The following is a 14,654-nucleotide window of genomic DNA, read 5'->3' on the forward strand; positions in this document are numbered from 1 at the left end:
AATAAACCATCGCCTGCACGCTCTCTAATCAAGGTTAACATGAGTCTGTTTCCCGTTATCGTGATCTTCGGCCTGTCGTTCCCGCCGATATTCTTCGAGCTACTGTTATCGCTGGCCCTCTTTTGGCTGGTGCGCCGCGTGCTGATCCCGACAGGGATCTACGATTTTGTCTGGCATCCAGCGCTGTTTAATACGGCTCTCTACTGCTGCCTGTTCTACTTATTGTCGCGCCTGTTCGTCTGAGGTTGATGTGAAAACGTTTATAAAAAATATCTCTCGTACCGCTATCACCGTGATCCTGGTGATACTGGCTTTCATCGCTATTTTTCGTGCCTGGGTCTACTACACCGAGTCGCCATGGACCCGCGACGCCCGCTTTAGCGCCGACGTGGTGGCGATTGCCCCTGACGTCGCCGGGCTTATCACCGACGTGAAGGTCCATGATAACCAGCTGGTGAAGAAAGACCAGGTGCTGTTTACCATCGACCAGCCGCGCTATCAGAAAGCGCTGGAGGAGGCCCAAGCAGACGTCGCTTACTACCAGGCGCTGGCTACGGAAAAACGCCGGGAAGCCGGACGACGCAACCAGCTCGGCATCCAGGCGATGTCCCGGGAAGAGATTGACCAGGCGAATAATGTCCTGCAAACCGTGCTGCACCAGCTGGCAAAAGCCGAAGCCACGCGCGATATGGCGAAGCTGGACCTGGAGCGTACCGTGATCCGCGCCCCGTCCGCCGGTTGGGTAACCAACCTTAACGTCTATACCGGTGAGTTTATCACCCGTGGTTCAACGGCGGTGGCGCTGGTAAAACACGACTCTTTCTACGTGCTGGCCTATATGGAAGAGACCAAGCTGGAGGGCGTGCGTCCCGGCTATCGCACCGAAATTACGCCGCTTGGCAGTAACCAGGTGCTGAAAGGCACGGTGGACAGCATTGCCGCCGGGGTGACCAACGCCAGCAGCAGCCGCGATGCCAAAGGGATGGCAACCATCGACTCTAACCTGGAGTGGGTTCGTCTGGCGCAGCGCGTGCCGGTGCGTATCCGCCTCGACAGCCAGCCGGGCAACCTGTGGCCTGCGGGCACCACCGCGACGGTGGTGATCACCGGCGAGAAAGACCGGGACGCCAGCCAGGACTCCTTCTTCCGCAAGCTGGCCCACCGTCTGCGTGAGATGGGCTAACCACGATGGGTATCTTCTCCATCGCCAACCAGCACGTGCGCTTTGCCATCAAACTGGCCTGCGCCATTGTGCTGGCGCTGTTTGTTGGCTTTCACTTTAATCTGGAAACGCCGCGCTGGGCGGTGCTGACGGCAGCGATTGTGGCCGCCGGTCCGGCCTTTGCCGCCGGGGGGGAACCCTACTCGGGGGCGATCCGCTACCGGGGCATGCTGCGTATTGTCGGGACCTTTATCGGCTGCGTTGCCGCGCTGGTGATGATCATCGGCATGATCCGCGCCCCGCTGGTGATGCTGATGGTTTGCTGTCTCTGGGCGGGCTTCTGCACCTGGGTCTCCTCGCTGGTGCGGGTTGAAAACTCCTACGCGTGGGGCCTGTCGGGCTACACCGCGCTGATCATCGTCATTACCGTGCAGGCCGAACCGCTGCTGACCCCGCAGTTTGCCGTTGAGCGCTGCAGCGAGATCGTCATCGGGATCGTCTGCGCTATCGTGGCCGATCTGCTCTTCTCGCCGCGCTCGGTGAAGCAGGAGATCGACCGCGAGCTCGATGGCCTGCTGTTGGCGCAGTACCAGCTGATGCAGCTCTGCGTGCAGAATGGCGACGGCGATGAGATGGATAAGGCCTGGGGCGCGCTGGTGCGGCGTACTAATGCTCTGGATGGGATGCGTACCAACCTCAACATGGAGTCGTCGCGCTGGACACGCGCCAACCGCCGTTTGAAGGTGATTAATACCCTGTCGCTGACCCTGATTACCCAGGCGTGTGAGACCTGGCTGATGCAGCAGTCGCGTCCGGAGCTCGTCACCGATACGTTCCGGGAGCTGTTCGCCACGCCGGTTGAGACGGTGCAGGACGTTCATAAGCAGCTCAAGCGGATGCGCCGGGTGATTGCGTGGACCGGCGAGCGTGATACGCCCATCACTATCTACAGCTGGGTTGGCGCGGCGACCCGCTATCTGCTGCTTCGGCGCGGGGTGATCGGCAATACCCGCATCAGCGCTACCGAAGAGGAGGTGCTGCGCACCGAGGCGGTGGTTAAAGCCGAATCGGCAGAGCGTCACCATGCGATGGTCAACTTCTGGCGCACCACGCTCTCCTGTATGGTCGGGACCCTGTTCTGGCTGTGGACGGGCTGGACCTCGGGCAGCGGGGCAATGATCATGATTGCGGTGGTCACCTCGCTGGCGATGCGCCTGCCCAACCCGCGCATGGTGGCGATGGATTTTGTCTACGGCACGCTGGCGGCGCTGCCCATCGGGGCCTTCTATTTTCTGGTGGTGATGCCTGCCACTCAGCAAAGCATGCTGCTGCTGTGTATCAGCCTGGCGGTGCTGGCCTTCTTTATCGGTATTGAGGTGCAGAAGCGGCGGCTGGGATCGCTGGGGGCGCTGGCAAGCACCATCAACATCCTCGTGCTGGATAACCCGATGACCTTCGAGTTCAACCGTTTCCTCGACAGCGCGCTGGGGCAGATTGTCGGCTGCGTGCTGGCCCTGCTGGTGATCCTGCTGGTGCGGGATAACTCACGGGCGCGTACCGGCCGCGTGCTGCTGAACCAGTTTGTTTCGGCGGCGGTCTCAGCGCTGACCACCAACACGGCAAGGCGCAGAGAGAACCATCTACCCGCGCTTTACCAGCAGCTCTTTTTACTGCTGAATAAATTCCCGGGGGACGTGGGTAAGTTCCGTTTGGCATTAACCATGATTATTGCCCACCAGCGTCTACGCGATGCGCCGATCCCGGTGAATACGGATCTCTCAGCTTTCCATCGCCAGCTACGGCGTACGGCCGATAACGTTATCTCGGCCCGCAGCGATGAGACCCGCCGCCGCTACTTCAGCCAGCTGCTGGAAGAGCTGGACGTCTACCAGGAAAAACTCCGCGCCTGGGACGCGCCGGAGCAGGTCACCCATCCGGTAAAACGGCTGGTGGATGTGCTCCACAAATACCAGTCTGCCCTGACCACCCGTTAAGCCAAAACCGACGCCAAAAGCGTCGTTTTTTTGTAGCTATACTTAGCGGAGTCATTCATTCACGGGGATCGGGAGGACGCATGGCAACCCAGGCACTTCAGGACAATGCGCTTTTTCAAACAGGCTATTTTGTAGACGGCGTATGGAAAACGCTGGAGAACACCTTTAACGTGACCAATCCGGCAACGGGCGAGGTGATTGCGAAGGTAGCGAAAGCGGGCAAAAAAGAGACCGAGGAGGCGATTGCGGCCGCCACGCGCGCATTTCCCGCCTGGCGGGCAAAAACCGCCAAAGAGCGCTCCGCGATCCTTTATCGCTGGTACGCGCTGATTATTGAGAACAAAACCTGGCTGGGACAGCTGATGACCAGCGAGCAGGGCAAGCCGCTGAAAGAGGCGGAGGGCGAGGTCGAGTACGCCGCCAGCTTTATTCAGTGGTTCGCCGAAGAGGCGAAGCGTGCCAACGGCGAGATTATTCCTCAAATTAAGCCCGGCTCGCGCATTCTTGCCACCCGCGAGCCGATTGGTGTCGTGGCGGCCATCACGCCGTGGAACTTCCCGATGGCGATGCTCACCCGCAAGTTGGGCCCAGCGCTGGCCGCAGGCTGTACCGGCGTAATCAAGCCTGCCAACAATACGCCCCTCAGCGCTTTTGCCCTTGTGCAGCTGGCGAAAAAAGCGGGCGTCCCGGACGGGGTACTCAATGCCGTAGCAGGCACCACCGCTGAGATCAGCGATGCGATCATGGCCAGCCCGGAAGTGCGTAAAATCTCCTTCACCGGTTCGACGGCAGTGGGTAAAACGCTGGTGCGTAACGCCGCAGAAACCATGAAAAAAGTGTCAATGGAGCTGGGGGGCAACGCGCCCTATATCGTCTTTGACGATGCAGACATCGATGCCGCCGTTGAGGGGGCGATTGCCAATAAATTCCGCAACGCCGGGCAGGTGTGCGTCAGCGTCAACCGTTTCTATATCCACGAAGCCATCTATGACGACTTCGTTAACAAGCTTGCCGAGCGGGTTAACGCCCTGAAAGTGGGTAACGGTATGGAAGAGGGCGTGGTCGTGGGGCCGCTCATCGAGTCGGCGGCGGTGGACAAGGTGCGCGAGCACGTAGAGGATGCCATCGCCAAAGGCGCTACGGCGCTGGCGGGCGGCAAGGCCCACGCGCTGGGAGGCAACTTCTGGCAGCCAACGGTGCTTACCAACTGTAGCGATAGCATGAAGCTGGCCGCGGAGGAGACCTTCGGCCCGGTGGCCGCCTGTTTCCGCTTCACCACCGAGGATGAGGTGATCCACCGCGCTAACGATACGCCGTTTGGCCTTGCAGCCTACTTCTATACCCAAAATCTACAGCGCGTCTTCCGCGTATCGCAGGCGCTGGAAGCCGGGATGATTGGCGTTAACGAGTGCGCGGTATCCACCGAGCTGGGACCGTTTGGTGGAGTAAAAGAGTCTGGCTTAGGCCGGGAAGGATCGGTGCTGGGACTGGAAGAGTACCTGGAGGTTAAGACTCTTCATCTCGGAGGATTATAAACGCTGGGGCGGCGCAGGCCGCCCATTCGGGCAGGGTGGCTGATAATGACTATTTACACGTTTGATTTCGACGAAATTGACGATCAAGATGCTTTTTATCGCGAATTTTGCCGCACTTTTACTATTGACCGGAGCAAGGTGAATAATCTGGACTCGCTGTGGGAGGTGGTCACCGGTGAGGATAACGCGCTGCCGATGCCGCTTGAGATCGAGTTTATCCACCTGCATGAAAAGCAGCGTCGTCGCTTTGGCGCGTTAATCCTGCTCTTTGACGAAGCGGAAGAGGAGCTGGGCGGCATGCTGCGATTTAACGTGCGTCCCTGAGGGTGAATGACAGGCATAAAAAAGCCCCCGACAGGCGGGGGCAAGGTCGTAGGACACTACGACGAGGGATTTATTTGTAGAGTTCTGCAGTCGCGTGCCAGTGGTCACCGGTGCGTGCTTCGATAATACGGTAAGAGGATGCGCCTTTAGCTTCGGCTTTTTCGTTCAGCGCATCACGGATATCCATCGGTGAGGAGCTTACTGCGCCAACGGAAACCGTACCGATTGCCTGGCGGCCCTGCGCCTGGTCAGCGCTGATAGAGTCGGCAGCGAAAGCACCAAAAGAGAGTGCAGATAGGATGCTCAGAGCGGCTACAGTTGTTTTGATTTTCATGGTGTCTACCTCATCGGATTCTTATTTACTGGGGTCTTATTTCGTGACCCTCATCACAAAATCAAGTATACACTAATCACGGCAAAAATTAATACCAAGCTAATGGTTTCACAGGTTATTACGTCACATAAATTTAACTTCTTATAACCTAAAAGAATAAAAATACCGTTTTAAGAGGGGGTAATGGTAGGTATCCCTAAGAAAATCATATGGATATGATTTTTTAGCATTTTGTGCGATCGTGTAGGTAGGATCTGCTGAGTGACACAAGAATGACAGAGAATCGCACATTCTGTTAAATATAGGGGCAGTAGATTATGGCGATAAACAGGCTAACAGAGGAAGATTCCCCCCGCTAAAGCGCGAGGGGAGAGAGGATCACAGCTCTTGTTCAAACAGCACCAGAATCGCTTCGTAGAGATCCTTTACGGTAAAACCGCTGGCAGGGGTAGTAAAGATGGTATCGTCCCCGGCGATGGTGCCGAGAATGCCTTCTGACTTCCCTAGTGAGTCCAGCAGGCGCGCAATCAGCTGGGCGGCCCCCGGGCTGGTGTGGATAACCACCACCGCATCGTTATAGTCGATGTCCAGCACCAGATTCTTCAGCGGACTTGAGGTGGTCGGCACGCCAAGCTCTGCGGGCAGGCAGTAGACCATCTCCATTTTGGCATTGCGCGTACGCACCGCACCGAACTTCGTCAGCATGCGGGAGACTTTGGATTGATTAATGTTATCAAACCCTTGCTCCTGCAGTGCCAGGACGATCTCGCCCTGGGAACTGAACTTTTCTTCTTTAAGCAGCGCTTTGAACGCCTTAACTAATTCTTCTTGTTTTGCCGAGCTTCGCATAAGTCACCCGTAGAATGGCGATTGAAACAACATTATTATGCATAAAAATGAATTTTTATGCAAATAGTCTGCCACTATTAAGGCTGAAATAATGTTATGAAAGCCGCGGATTTTATCAAAATAACTTATCAAGAAACATGCCTGTGTCACGGGTCACAAATAAGATTAAAAGTAAAATAAATGTTATTAAAGTGCTGTTGTTTTGCTAGCTTTACAGGGTGTATTGTACCGCCTGCGGGGATATGCCTGGCTTTATGAAGGAAATTTTCATGCTGCCGGAGAGGGCAACAGAAAGTGAATGATGCTAAAAGCGAGCTGAAGCGCGTTTTTTCTGCAGGATGATCGCTATCATTTACCCTACGCTGTCATGTCCTTAGCAACGGAGTAACGGTATATTTCGCTAACCATAATAAGGAGTTTAGGATGAAAGTTGCAGTCCTCGGCGCGGCAGGCGGTATTGGCCAGGCGCTAGCCCTACTTCTCAAGACCCAACTGCCTTCAGGCTCAGAACTCTCTCTGTACGACATCGCACCTGTCACCCCTGGCGTGGCGGTTGACCTGAGTCATATCCCTACTGCTGTAAAAATTGAGGGCTTCGCTGGCGAAGATGCTACCCCAGCGCTGAAAGGTGCAGACGTGGTACTGATCTCTGCGGGCGTCGCGCGTAAGCCGGGAATGGATCGCTCCGATCTCTTTAACGTCAATGCGGGCATCGTTAAAAACCTGGTGAGTCAGGTTGCGAAGACCTGTCCGCAGGCGTGTATCGGCATTATCACCAACCCGGTGAATACCACCGTCGCTATCGCCGCTGAAGTGCTGAAAAAAGCAGGCGTTTACGACAAGAACAAGCTGTTTGGCGTGACCACGCTGGACATCATCCGCTCTAACACCTTTGTGGCTGAGCTGAAAGGCAAGCAGCCTGGCGACGTTGAAGTGCCGGTTATCGGTGGCCACTCTGGCGTCACTATTCTGCCGCTGCTGTCGCAGATCCCGGGCGTTAGCTTCTCCGAGCAGGAAGTGGCCGATCTCACCAAACGTATTCAGAACGCGGGTACGGAAGTGGTCGAAGCGAAAGCCGGTGGCGGGTCTGCAACCCTGTCCATGGGCCAGGCGGCGGCGCGCTTTGGCCTCTCGCTGGTGCGTGCCCTGCAGGGCGAACAGGGTGTCGTTGAATGCGCCTACGTTGAGGGCGATGGCGAGCACGCTCGCTTCTTCTCTCAGCCGCTGCTGCTGGGTAAAAACGGCGTCGCGGAGCGCCAGCCTATCGGCACCCTGAGTGCTTTCGAGCAGCAGGCAATGGAAGGGATGCTGGAGACGCTGAAAAAAGATATCCAGCTCGGCGAAGAGTTCGTAAATAAGTAATACAGAACCGTGGTTTCCGTAGGCCGGGTAAGGCTGTAAGCCGCCACCCGGCGTTACCACAATGCCCGGTGGCGCTACGCTTACCGGGCCTACGGAATTACAAAACTGCGCTAGTTTGTAGCCGGGTACTCCTGAATCGTCACGTGTAGCAGCAGCTTTTTATCCTCACGCATCACCTCGACCGGGATCTCTGAACCCGGGCGGATCTCCGCCACCTGGTCCATCGTCTCCAGCGCTGAAATGGCTGGCTTGCCGTTCACCGAGACAATCACGTCGTTAACCTGAATACCTGCGCGTGCCGCCGGGCCGTCCGGAGCGACCTCATTAACCACGATCCCCTGGATCTGATCGATCCCACCGCCCTGGGTATGCAGAGGCGCGATCTCTCTGCCGCCGATACCGATATAGCCACGGATCACCCGCCCGTCGCGGATCAGCTTATCCATAATTTTGGTGGCCAGCTGGAACGGGATAGCGAAGCCGATCCCCTCCGGCGTTTCGCCATCGTTGCTCTTATCAAACGAGAGGGTGTTGATGCCCATCAGCTCGCCGAGGGAGTTAACCAGCGCGCCGCCGGAGTTGCCGTGGTTAATAGAGGCGTCGGTCTGCAAGAAGTTCTGCCGTCCCGATGGGTTCAAACCGATGCGGCCGGTGGCGCTGATGATCCCCTGGGTGATGGTCTGGCCGAGGTTATAGGGGTTACCGATAGCCATCACTACATCGCCGATGTGTGGGGTGCGCTGACGGTTGATAGGGATCACCGGCAGGCCGCCAGTGGCGTTGACCTTCAGCACCGCCAGATCCGTTAGCGTATCGGAGCCGACCAGCAGTGCCTCAAATACGCGACCGTCCTGCAGCGCAACGATGATCTGATCCGCATCGTTGATCACATGCTTGTTAGTAATAATGTACCCGCGCTGATCCATAATCACCCCGGAACCCAGGGTGCGGATCTCCAGCTGATTGTTGGACGAGCTGGCCGCGCTGCGGTTATAGACGTTGACCACCGCAGGCGCAGCCCGGCGCACAGCCTGGTTATAGCTCACCGGCGTTTCATCGGTGCTGTCAAACTGCGGGGTAGAAGAGGCGCTCAGCTGACGTAGCGAGGGCAGGGCAGCCAGCAGCAGGCTACCTACAATGAGGCCAATAGCGACAGATCGTAATAGCTTCACTAACATGATGCGGACGTCGTTAAAGAGGGTGCGGGCAGCATAGCACGACTTATCCGGACATCACACAGCGTCGGTGATGTCCGGCAGTCTGGGGCTAGCGCAGGAGTAAATAGAGCGTATCGTTACCGCGCACAACGTGTAGCGCAATGATATTAGGCTTCGTCTCCAGCACCTTACGCATCTCGGCGATGGACTGCACCCGCTCGCGGTTGACGCCGATAATCACGTCGTCTTTATGCAGGCCAGCCTGGGCGGCGGGACTGTCCTTGGCCACCTCCTCAACTTTGATACCCTTAGTACTGTCCTTCAGCTGACCATCGGCCAGGCTTGCGCCCTGTAACGCCGGAGAGAGACTCTCTGCACTGGCGGAGGAAGCGGTGCTTTTATCCAGCGTCACTTCCACTTCCTGGCCTTTGCCATCGCGCAGCAGGCCAAGCTTGACCTTGGTGCCGGGCGCGGTAGTGGCAATGCGTGAGCGCAGTTCAGCAAAGCTGTTCAGCGGCTTGCCGTTCAGGCTGACGATCACGTCGCCCGATTTGATCCCGGCTTTCGCTGAGCCTGAGCCAGGCAGCACTTCGCTCACGAAGGCTCCGCGTTGCACGTTGAGGTTAAACGCCTTAGCGATATCGGCGCTCATCTCCATGCCTTTAATACCCAACAGGCCACGCTGGATCTCTCCGGACTGGATCAGCTGCTGGGCGAGGGTTTGCGCCATATTGCTGGGAATAGCAAAACCGATGCCGATGCTGCCGCCGGTCGGGGCCAGAATCGCGGTGTTGATACCGATCAGCTCGCCGTTGAGGTTGAGCAGCGCCCCGCCGGAGTTACCGCGGTTAATAGAGGCATCGGTCTGTATAAAGTTCTCTAACCCCTCAAGGTTAAGCCCGCTGCGTCCGAGGGCCGAGATAATCCCTGAGGTGGCGGTCTGGCCGAGGCCAAACGGGTTACCGACCGCGACGGCAAAATCACCGACCCGCAGCTTATCGGAGTCGGCAACGGCAATCTGCGTCAGCCCGGTAGCATTCTGCAGCTGTAACAGGGCGATATCGCTCTGGTCATCGCCGCCGATCAGCTTGGCTTCAAACTCACGGCCATCGTTAAGCTGGACGTTAATCTTCTGCGCCTGGTTAATCACATGGTTATTGGTCAGCACGTAGCCTTTGGCGGCGTCGATGATCACGCCGGAGCCTAGCCCTTCAAACGGCTGGGCCTGGCCATCAGGCAGCTCGTCACCGAAATATTTTTTCAGCTCTTCAGGTATCTTCTGCTCGGGAGCGACCGCCGTGCCCTCTACCTGCACGCTCACCACCGCAGGCAGCACCTTCTCTAACATCGGTGCAAGGCTGGGAAGCGCTGGCTGGCCGGGGATCTGCGCGGGCAGCGAGGCCGTCGCCGGGAACGGTGCCGAGAGAGATAATCCGACACTTAACGCTAATGCACTCAACAGCGGGTTTCTTTTCTTCATTGTGCAAGCTCTCGTGACCTGAAGTGTAAGGAAAAAAATGCCCCAAAACGGATCGATGTTATTGAATTTTCAACCGGGTAACAATGCGGATAATGATTAAATAATAGCTGGGATGGAGAAAGAAGAGGCGGGCGTAGCCTGTACGCCCGAAAAAAGTAGGTCAGGATCAGTCGCGCTTCGCTGCACCACGTAGCAGGCCCGACGCGCTGTCGGAGTAGTCACGCGGCATCTGCACCGGAGCCTGGTCGTTACCGGCTTCGGATTCGGCAAGGCGGTTACGGAACGGGTTGTCCTCCGCAGACATCTCCGGCAGCAGCTGGCTGGAGCTTTTTGCCATGTGCTGATAAAGCTGGCGATAGTCGTGGGCCATGTTATCGAGCAGCTCTGCGCTGCGGGCAAAGTGGCCGGTAAGCTCTTCGCGATACTCTTCCAGCTCGGCTTTGTTCTTCTCTAACTCATACTGTAAGGCCTGCTGCTGGCGCAGTTTGCGGTTTCCAAAGCGCATGCCCACAGCACCAATAATGATGCCGACGACTAATCCAATTAGCGCATATTCCCAGGTCATGAACATCTCCCGTTGTGTTGTAGGTCCGTAGGGTGTAGGCGGCGAGGCTCCTTGCCTGTGCCTCATTATGCCACTATAACCGCTAAATCCGTATAAGTGGAATCCTGGCACAGCATGGCGTAGTGTAGAACGGCCTTTTTTTCACCAGCCAGGACCTGCGGCAAATTAATTATCAAGGAATAACAATAGCATCATGCAGAGCCTTACCCCCACATCGCGATACCAACTGGCCCTAAAAGAGGGCAGCCATCAGCCTGACGACGTTCAGCGCGAGGCCGTCAATCGGCTGGAGACCCTTTATCAGCAGCTCACGAACCGTACCGAGACGCCCGCTTCCGGCGGTGGACTGCGGGCGGCGTTTGGCAAACTGCTGGGCAAGCGCGAGACGCACAACACTGCGCCGGTACGGGGCCTGTATATGTGGGGCGGCGTCGGGCGGGGGAAAACCTGGCTGATGGATCTCTTCTACCATAGCCTGCCGGGCACGCGTAAACAGCGGCTGCACTTTCACCGCTTTATGCTGCGGGTGCACGAGGAGCTGACCCAGCTACAGGGGCAGAGCGATCCGCTGGAGATCGTTGCAGATCGCTTTAAGGCCGAGACCGACGTGCTCTGCTTCGATGAATTTTTTGTTTCGGATATCACCGATGCCATGCTGCTGGGTGGCCTGATGCAGGCGCTGTTTGCCCGTGGCATTACGCTGGTGGCCACGTCGAATATTCCGCCGGAGAATCTCTATCGCAACGGCCTGCAGCGCGCGCGCTTCCTGCCAGCTATCGAGGCGATCAAACAGCACTGCGACATCATGAACGTTGACGCCGGAATTGATTACCGCCTGCGTACGCTGACCCAGGCGCACCTCTGGCTGTCGCCGTTGAATGCCGAGACGGCGCAGCAGATGGAGACGCTGTGGCAGGCGCTAGCCGGGGCGAAGCGGGAGAACCATCCGCAGCTGGAGATCAACCACCGTCCGCTGCCGACGCTGGGGGTAGAGAACCAGACGCTCGCGGTCTCCTTCACCACCCTGTGCGTCGATGCCCGCAGCCAGCATGACTACATCGCCCTCTCGCAGATGTTCCATACCGTGCTGCTGTTTGACGTCCCGGTGATGACGGCGCTGATGGAGAACGAGGCCCGGCGCTTTATCGCGTTGGTGGATGAGTTTTACGAGCGCCACGTCAAGCTGGTGATCAGCGCCGACGCGGCACTGCATGAGATCTACCGGGGCGAACGGCTGAAGTTTGAGTTCCAGCGCTGCCTGTCGCGTTTGCAGGAGATGCAGAGCGAGGACTATTTAGCCCGCGAGCACCTGGCCGGATAAAGGCGAAAACCTCGTCACGAAGTATAAAAAGGGGTCGATCTTTGACCCCGACTTCTCTATAATCTTGCGACCCCACGTTACGAGAAGGTTTTTTTCCCAAAACTTTCTATGTGCTGGCATTTGCTATTCGAAGGGGTAGGTTTGCCGGACTTTGTCGTGTGAGCCTCAACTGACTAAACGTTTGGGTGTTCACCAACGTGTAACTTATTACTTGGGTAAGCTTTTAATGAAAACTTTTACAGCTAAACCAGAAACCGTAAAACGCGACTGGTATGTTGTTGACGCGACCGGTAAAACTCTGGGCCGTCTGGCTACCGAACTGGCTCGTCGCCTGCGCGGTAAGCACAAAGCGGAATACACTCCGCACGTAGATACCGGTGATTACATCATCGTTCTGAACGCTGACAAAGTTGCCGTAACCGGTAACAAGCGTACTGACAAAGTGTACTATCACCACACTGGCCACATCGGTGGTATCAAACAAGCGACCTTTGAAGAGATGATTGCCCGCCGTCCTGAGCGTGTGATTGAAATCGCGGTTAAAGGCATGCTGCCAAAAGGCCCGCTGGGTCGTGCTATGTACCGTAAACTGAAAGTTTACGCGGGTAACGAGCACAACCACGCGGCACAGCAACCGCAAGTTCTGGACATCTAATCGGGATTATGGCAATGGCTGAAAATCAATACTACGGCACTGGTCGCCGCAAAAGTTCTGCAGCTCGCGTTTTCATCAAACCGGGCAGCGGTAAAATCGTTATCAACCAACGTTCTCTGGAACAGTACTTCGGTCGTGAAACTGCCCGCATGGTAGTTCGTCAGCCGCTGGAACTGGTCGACATGGTTGAGAAACTGGATCTGTACATCACTGTTAAAGGTGGTGGTATCTCTGGTCAGGCTGGTGCGATCCGTCACGGTATCACCCGCGCTCTGATGGAGTACGACGAGTCCCTGCGTGGCGAACTGCGTAAAGCAGGCTTCGTTACTCGTGACGCTCGTCAGGTTGAACGTAAGAAAGTCGGTCTGCGTAAAGCACGTCGTCGTCCGCAGTTCTCCAAACGTTAATTTGTCTCTGCTTACGCAGAACGAATGGCGCAAAAACCCGGTTCATGCCGGGTTTTTTTATGGACAAAAGATAAGATATCCACAGCAAGCATCGATTTTTTCCTGATTTGCAGCATTTCCGGAATCCCCTCACCACAAAGCCCGCAAAATCTGGTAAACTATCATCCAATTTTCTGCCCAAATGCCGGGGATTGCTCATTTTTTGCTGCGTTTTGCACAAATGCGTCTCTTCGGGTGGATGGGTGACCTTACATCTGGCTAGTCACTTTGTGGCTCGCAGCAGTAATATTCTGAATATACCTGGAGGTTTTCATGGCTGTCGCTGCCAACAAACGTTCGGTAATGACGCTGTTTTCTGGTCCTACTGACATCTATAGCCACCAAGTCCGCATCGTGCTGGCCGAAAAAGGTGTGAGTTTCGAAATCGAACACGTGGAAAAGGATAATCCGCCTCAGGATCTGATTGACCTCAACCCCAATCAAAGCGTACCGACGCTGGTGGATCGCGAGCTGACCCTGTGGGAGTCTCGCATCATTATGGAGTACCTGGACGAGCGCTTCCCGCACCCGCCGCTGATGCCGGTCTATCCGGTTGCGCGTGGTGAGAGCCGTCTGTACATGCAACGCATTGAGAAAGACTGGTACACGCTGATGAACGCTATCGTTAACAGTGCCGGTGCTCAGGCCGATGCCGCCCGTAAGCAGCTGCGTGAAGAGCTGTTGAGCATCGCCCCGGTCTTTACTCAGAAACCTTACTTCCTGAGCGATGAGTTCAGCCTGGTAGACTGCTACCTGGCACCGCTACTGTGGCGTTTACCGCAGCTGGGCATTGAGCTGAGCGGTACCGGTTCGAAAGAGCTGAAAGGCTACATGACCCGCGTTTTCGAACGCGACTCCTTCCTCGCTTCTCTGACAGAAGCCGAACGCGAAATGCGCCTCGGCCGGGGTTAATACGCATGGATTTGTCACAGCTCACTCCACGCCGTCCATATCTGCTGCGCGCATTCTATGAATGGCTGCTGGATAACCAGCTCACGCCGCACCTGGTGGTAGACGTGACGTTGCCTGGCGTACGTGTGCCGATGGAGTACGCCCGAGACGGGCAGATCGTTCTCAACATCGCCCCGCGTGCGGTAGGCAACCTTGAGCTGGCGAACGACGAAGTGCGTTTCAACGCGCGCTTCGGCGGCGTGCCGCGGCAGGTGTACGTGCCGCTGGCGGCCGTGCTGGCTATCTACGCCCGTGAAAATGGCGCAGGTACCATGTTCGAGCCGGAAGCGGCCTACGATGGCGAAGCGGTTACCGTCAACGACGATGATGAAACGGCAACGCCTGAAAGCGAAACCGTGATGTCAGTAATCGACGGTGACAAGCCTGACCACGTTGACGATGACAACGAGCCCGATAACGATCCACCGCCGCGCGGTGGCCGTCCGGCGCTGCGCGTCGTGAAGTAATCTCACAGGCCCCTCGGGGCCTGTTTTGCTTTCTGCCCCTTTTCGCCACCTC

At 56.7% G+C, this 14,654-nt stretch carries 16 protein-coding genes; 11 read left to right on the top strand and 5 right to left on the bottom strand.

Annotated elements, in window-relative coordinates; translation table 11 throughout:
- Window positions 1–39: 39 nt before the first annotated feature.
- The 5 genes from aaeX to FN633_RS11285 all read left to right on the top strand — a co-directional run bounded on the left by aaeX (window position 40) and on the right by FN633_RS11285 (window position 5,015).
- Window positions 40–243 carry a p-hydroxybenzoic acid efflux pump operon protein AaeX gene (gene aaeX / locus FN633_RS11265; protein ID WP_154057775.1) on the top strand — a complete coding sequence of 68 codons (204 nt, stop codon included), beginning with the start codon at window positions 40–42 and terminating at the stop codon, window positions 241–243.
- Between the two features lie 7 nt (window positions 244–250).
- Window positions 251–1,183, top strand: coding sequence for a p-hydroxybenzoic acid efflux pump subunit AaeA (aaeA, locus tag FN633_RS11270; protein ID WP_154057776.1), 933 nt, complete (start codon window positions 251–253; stop codon window positions 1,181–1,183).
- A 5-nt stretch (window positions 1,184–1,188) separates the two neighbouring features.
- The gene (gene aaeB, locus FN633_RS11275) at window positions 1,189–3,156 is read left to right on the top strand and encodes a p-hydroxybenzoic acid efflux pump subunit AaeB (RefSeq protein ID WP_154057777.1); all 1,968 of its coding nucleotides are present in this window, start codon (window positions 1,189–1,191) and stop codon (window positions 3,154–3,156) included.
- Between the two features lie 80 nt (window positions 3,157–3,236).
- Window positions 3,237–4,691, top strand: coding sequence for an NAD-dependent succinate-semialdehyde dehydrogenase (locus FN633_RS11280; protein ID WP_154057778.1), 1,455 nt, complete (start codon window positions 3,237–3,239; stop codon window positions 4,689–4,691).
- A 45-nt stretch (window positions 4,692–4,736) separates the two neighbouring features.
- Window positions 4,737–5,015 (top strand): barstar family protein, encoded by a 279-nt coding sequence (locus FN633_RS11285; RefSeq protein WP_154057779.1) that lies wholly within the window; start codon window positions 4,737–4,739, stop codon window positions 5,013–5,015.
- 70 nt (window positions 5,016–5,085) lie between these two features.
- Here FN633_RS11285 and yhcN read toward each other — a convergent pair whose 3' ends face one another.
- Window positions 5,086–5,349 (bottom strand): peroxide/acid stress response protein YhcN, encoded by a 264-nt coding sequence (gene yhcN, locus FN633_RS11290; RefSeq protein WP_042390028.1) that lies wholly within the window; start codon window positions 5,347–5,349, stop codon window positions 5,086–5,088.
- 378 nt (window positions 5,350–5,727) lie between these two features.
- Entirely contained in the window at window positions 5,728–6,198 is a 471-nt protein-coding gene (gene argR, locus FN633_RS11295; protein WP_042390030.1) for a transcriptional regulator ArgR, read from the bottom strand.
- A gap of 423 nt (window positions 6,199–6,621) precedes the next feature.
- On the opposite strand from argR, the gene mdh reads away from it, so the two are divergent.
- Window positions 6,622–7,560 carry a malate dehydrogenase gene (gene mdh, locus FN633_RS11305; RefSeq protein ID WP_154057780.1) on the top strand — a complete coding sequence of 313 codons (939 nt, stop codon included), beginning with the start codon at window positions 6,622–6,624 and terminating at the stop codon, window positions 7,558–7,560.
- A gap of 110 nt (window positions 7,561–7,670) precedes the next feature.
- Here mdh and degS read toward each other — a convergent pair whose 3' ends face one another.
- From degS to zapG, 3 genes are all read right to left on the bottom strand, one after another.
- The gene (gene degS / locus FN633_RS11310; protein ID WP_154057781.1) at window positions 7,671–8,738 is read right to left on the bottom strand and encodes an outer membrane-stress sensor serine endopeptidase DegS; all 1,068 of its coding nucleotides are present in this window, start codon (window positions 8,736–8,738) and stop codon (window positions 7,671–7,673) included.
- An 88-nt stretch (window positions 8,739–8,826) separates the two neighbouring features.
- A complete protein-coding gene (gene degQ, locus FN633_RS11315; RefSeq protein ID WP_154057782.1) occupies window positions 8,827–10,197 on the bottom strand; it encodes a serine endoprotease DegQ in 1,371 nt (456 codons plus the stop codon).
- Window positions 10,198–10,363: 166 nt separating this feature from the next.
- A complete protein-coding gene (gene zapG / locus FN633_RS11320) occupies window positions 10,364–10,762 on the bottom strand; it encodes a Z-ring associated protein ZapG (RefSeq protein ID WP_042390038.1) in 399 nt (132 codons plus the stop codon).
- 193 nt (window positions 10,763–10,955) lie between these two features.
- On the opposite strand from zapG, the gene zapE reads away from it, so the two are divergent.
- The 5 genes from zapE (at window position 10,956) to sspB (ending at window position 14,602) form a co-directional block, all read left to right on the top strand.
- The gene (gene zapE / locus FN633_RS11325) at window positions 10,956–12,083 is read left to right on the top strand and encodes a cell division protein ZapE (RefSeq protein WP_154057783.1); all 1,128 of its coding nucleotides are present in this window, start codon (window positions 10,956–10,958) and stop codon (window positions 12,081–12,083) included.
- Window positions 12,084–12,309: 226 nt separating this feature from the next.
- A complete protein-coding gene (rplM, locus tag FN633_RS11330; RefSeq protein ID WP_024551131.1) occupies window positions 12,310–12,738 on the top strand; it encodes a 50S ribosomal protein L13 in 429 nt (142 codons plus the stop codon).
- Between the two features lie 14 nt (window positions 12,739–12,752).
- Window positions 12,753–13,145, top strand: a complete 393-nt coding sequence (gene rpsI, locus FN633_RS11335; protein ID WP_003025138.1) for a 30S ribosomal protein S9 — start codon at window positions 12,753–12,755, stop codon at window positions 13,143–13,145.
- A 312-nt stretch (window positions 13,146–13,457) separates the two neighbouring features.
- Window positions 13,458–14,096, top strand: a complete 639-nt coding sequence (sspA, locus tag FN633_RS11340) for a stringent starvation protein SspA (RefSeq protein ID WP_042390044.1) — start codon at window positions 13,458–13,460, stop codon at window positions 14,094–14,096.
- A 5-nt stretch (window positions 14,097–14,101) separates the two neighbouring features.
- Window positions 14,102–14,602, top strand: coding sequence for a ClpXP protease specificity-enhancing factor (gene sspB / locus FN633_RS11345; RefSeq protein WP_042390046.1), 501 nt, complete (start codon window positions 14,102–14,104; stop codon window positions 14,600–14,602).
- Window positions 14,603–14,654 lie beyond the last annotated feature (52 nt).

It is taken from the genome of Pseudescherichia vulneris, assembly GCF_902164725.1.
Lineage (GTDB): Bacteria > Pseudomonadota > Gammaproteobacteria > Enterobacterales > Enterobacteriaceae > Pseudescherichia > Pseudescherichia vulneris.

Excerpts from the sequence above, each read along its gene's own strand:
- aaeX (WP_154057775.1), top strand. The coding sequence starts at position 40 with ATGAGTCTGTTTCCCGTTATCGTGATCTTCGGCCTGTCGTTCCCGCCG.
- aaeB (WP_154057777.1), top strand. The coding sequence starts at position 1,189 with ATGGGTATCTTCTCCATCGCCAACCAGCACGTGCGCTTTGCCATCAAA.
- FN633_RS11280 (WP_154057778.1), top strand. The coding sequence starts at position 3,237 with ATGGCAACCCAGGCACTTCAGGACAATGCGCTTTTTCAAACAGGCTAT.
- FN633_RS11285 (WP_154057779.1), top strand. The coding sequence starts at position 4,737 with ATGACTATTTACACGTTTGATTTCGACGAAATTGACGATCAAGATGCT.
- yhcN (WP_042390028.1), bottom strand. The coding sequence starts at position 5,349 with ATGAAAATCAAAACAACTGTAGCCGCTCTGAGCATCCTATCTGCACTC.
- argR (WP_042390030.1), bottom strand. The coding sequence starts at position 6,198 with ATGCGAAGCTCGGCAAAACAAGAAGAATTAGTTAAGGCGTTCAAAGCG.
- mdh (WP_154057780.1), top strand. The coding sequence starts at position 6,622 with ATGAAAGTTGCAGTCCTCGGCGCGGCAGGCGGTATTGGCCAGGCGCTA.
- degS (WP_154057781.1), bottom strand. The coding sequence starts at position 8,738 with ATGTTAGTGAAGCTATTACGATCTGTCGCTATTGGCCTCATTGTAGGT.
- degQ (WP_154057782.1), bottom strand. The coding sequence starts at position 10,197 with ATGAAGAAAAGAAACCCGCTGTTGAGTGCATTAGCGTTAAGTGTCGGA.
- zapG (WP_042390038.1), bottom strand. The coding sequence starts at position 10,762 with ATGACCTGGGAATATGCGCTAATTGGATTAGTCGTCGGCATCATTATT.
- zapE (WP_154057783.1), top strand. The coding sequence starts at position 10,956 with ATGCAGAGCCTTACCCCCACATCGCGATACCAACTGGCCCTAAAAGAG.
- rplM (WP_024551131.1), top strand. The coding sequence starts at position 12,310 with ATGAAAACTTTTACAGCTAAACCAGAAACCGTAAAACGCGACTGGTAT.
- rpsI (WP_003025138.1), top strand. The coding sequence starts at position 12,753 with ATGGCTGAAAATCAATACTACGGCACTGGTCGCCGCAAAAGTTCTGCA.
- sspA (WP_042390044.1), top strand. The coding sequence starts at position 13,458 with ATGGCTGTCGCTGCCAACAAACGTTCGGTAATGACGCTGTTTTCTGGT.
- sspB (WP_042390046.1), top strand. The coding sequence starts at position 14,102 with ATGGATTTGTCACAGCTCACTCCACGCCGTCCATATCTGCTGCGCGCA.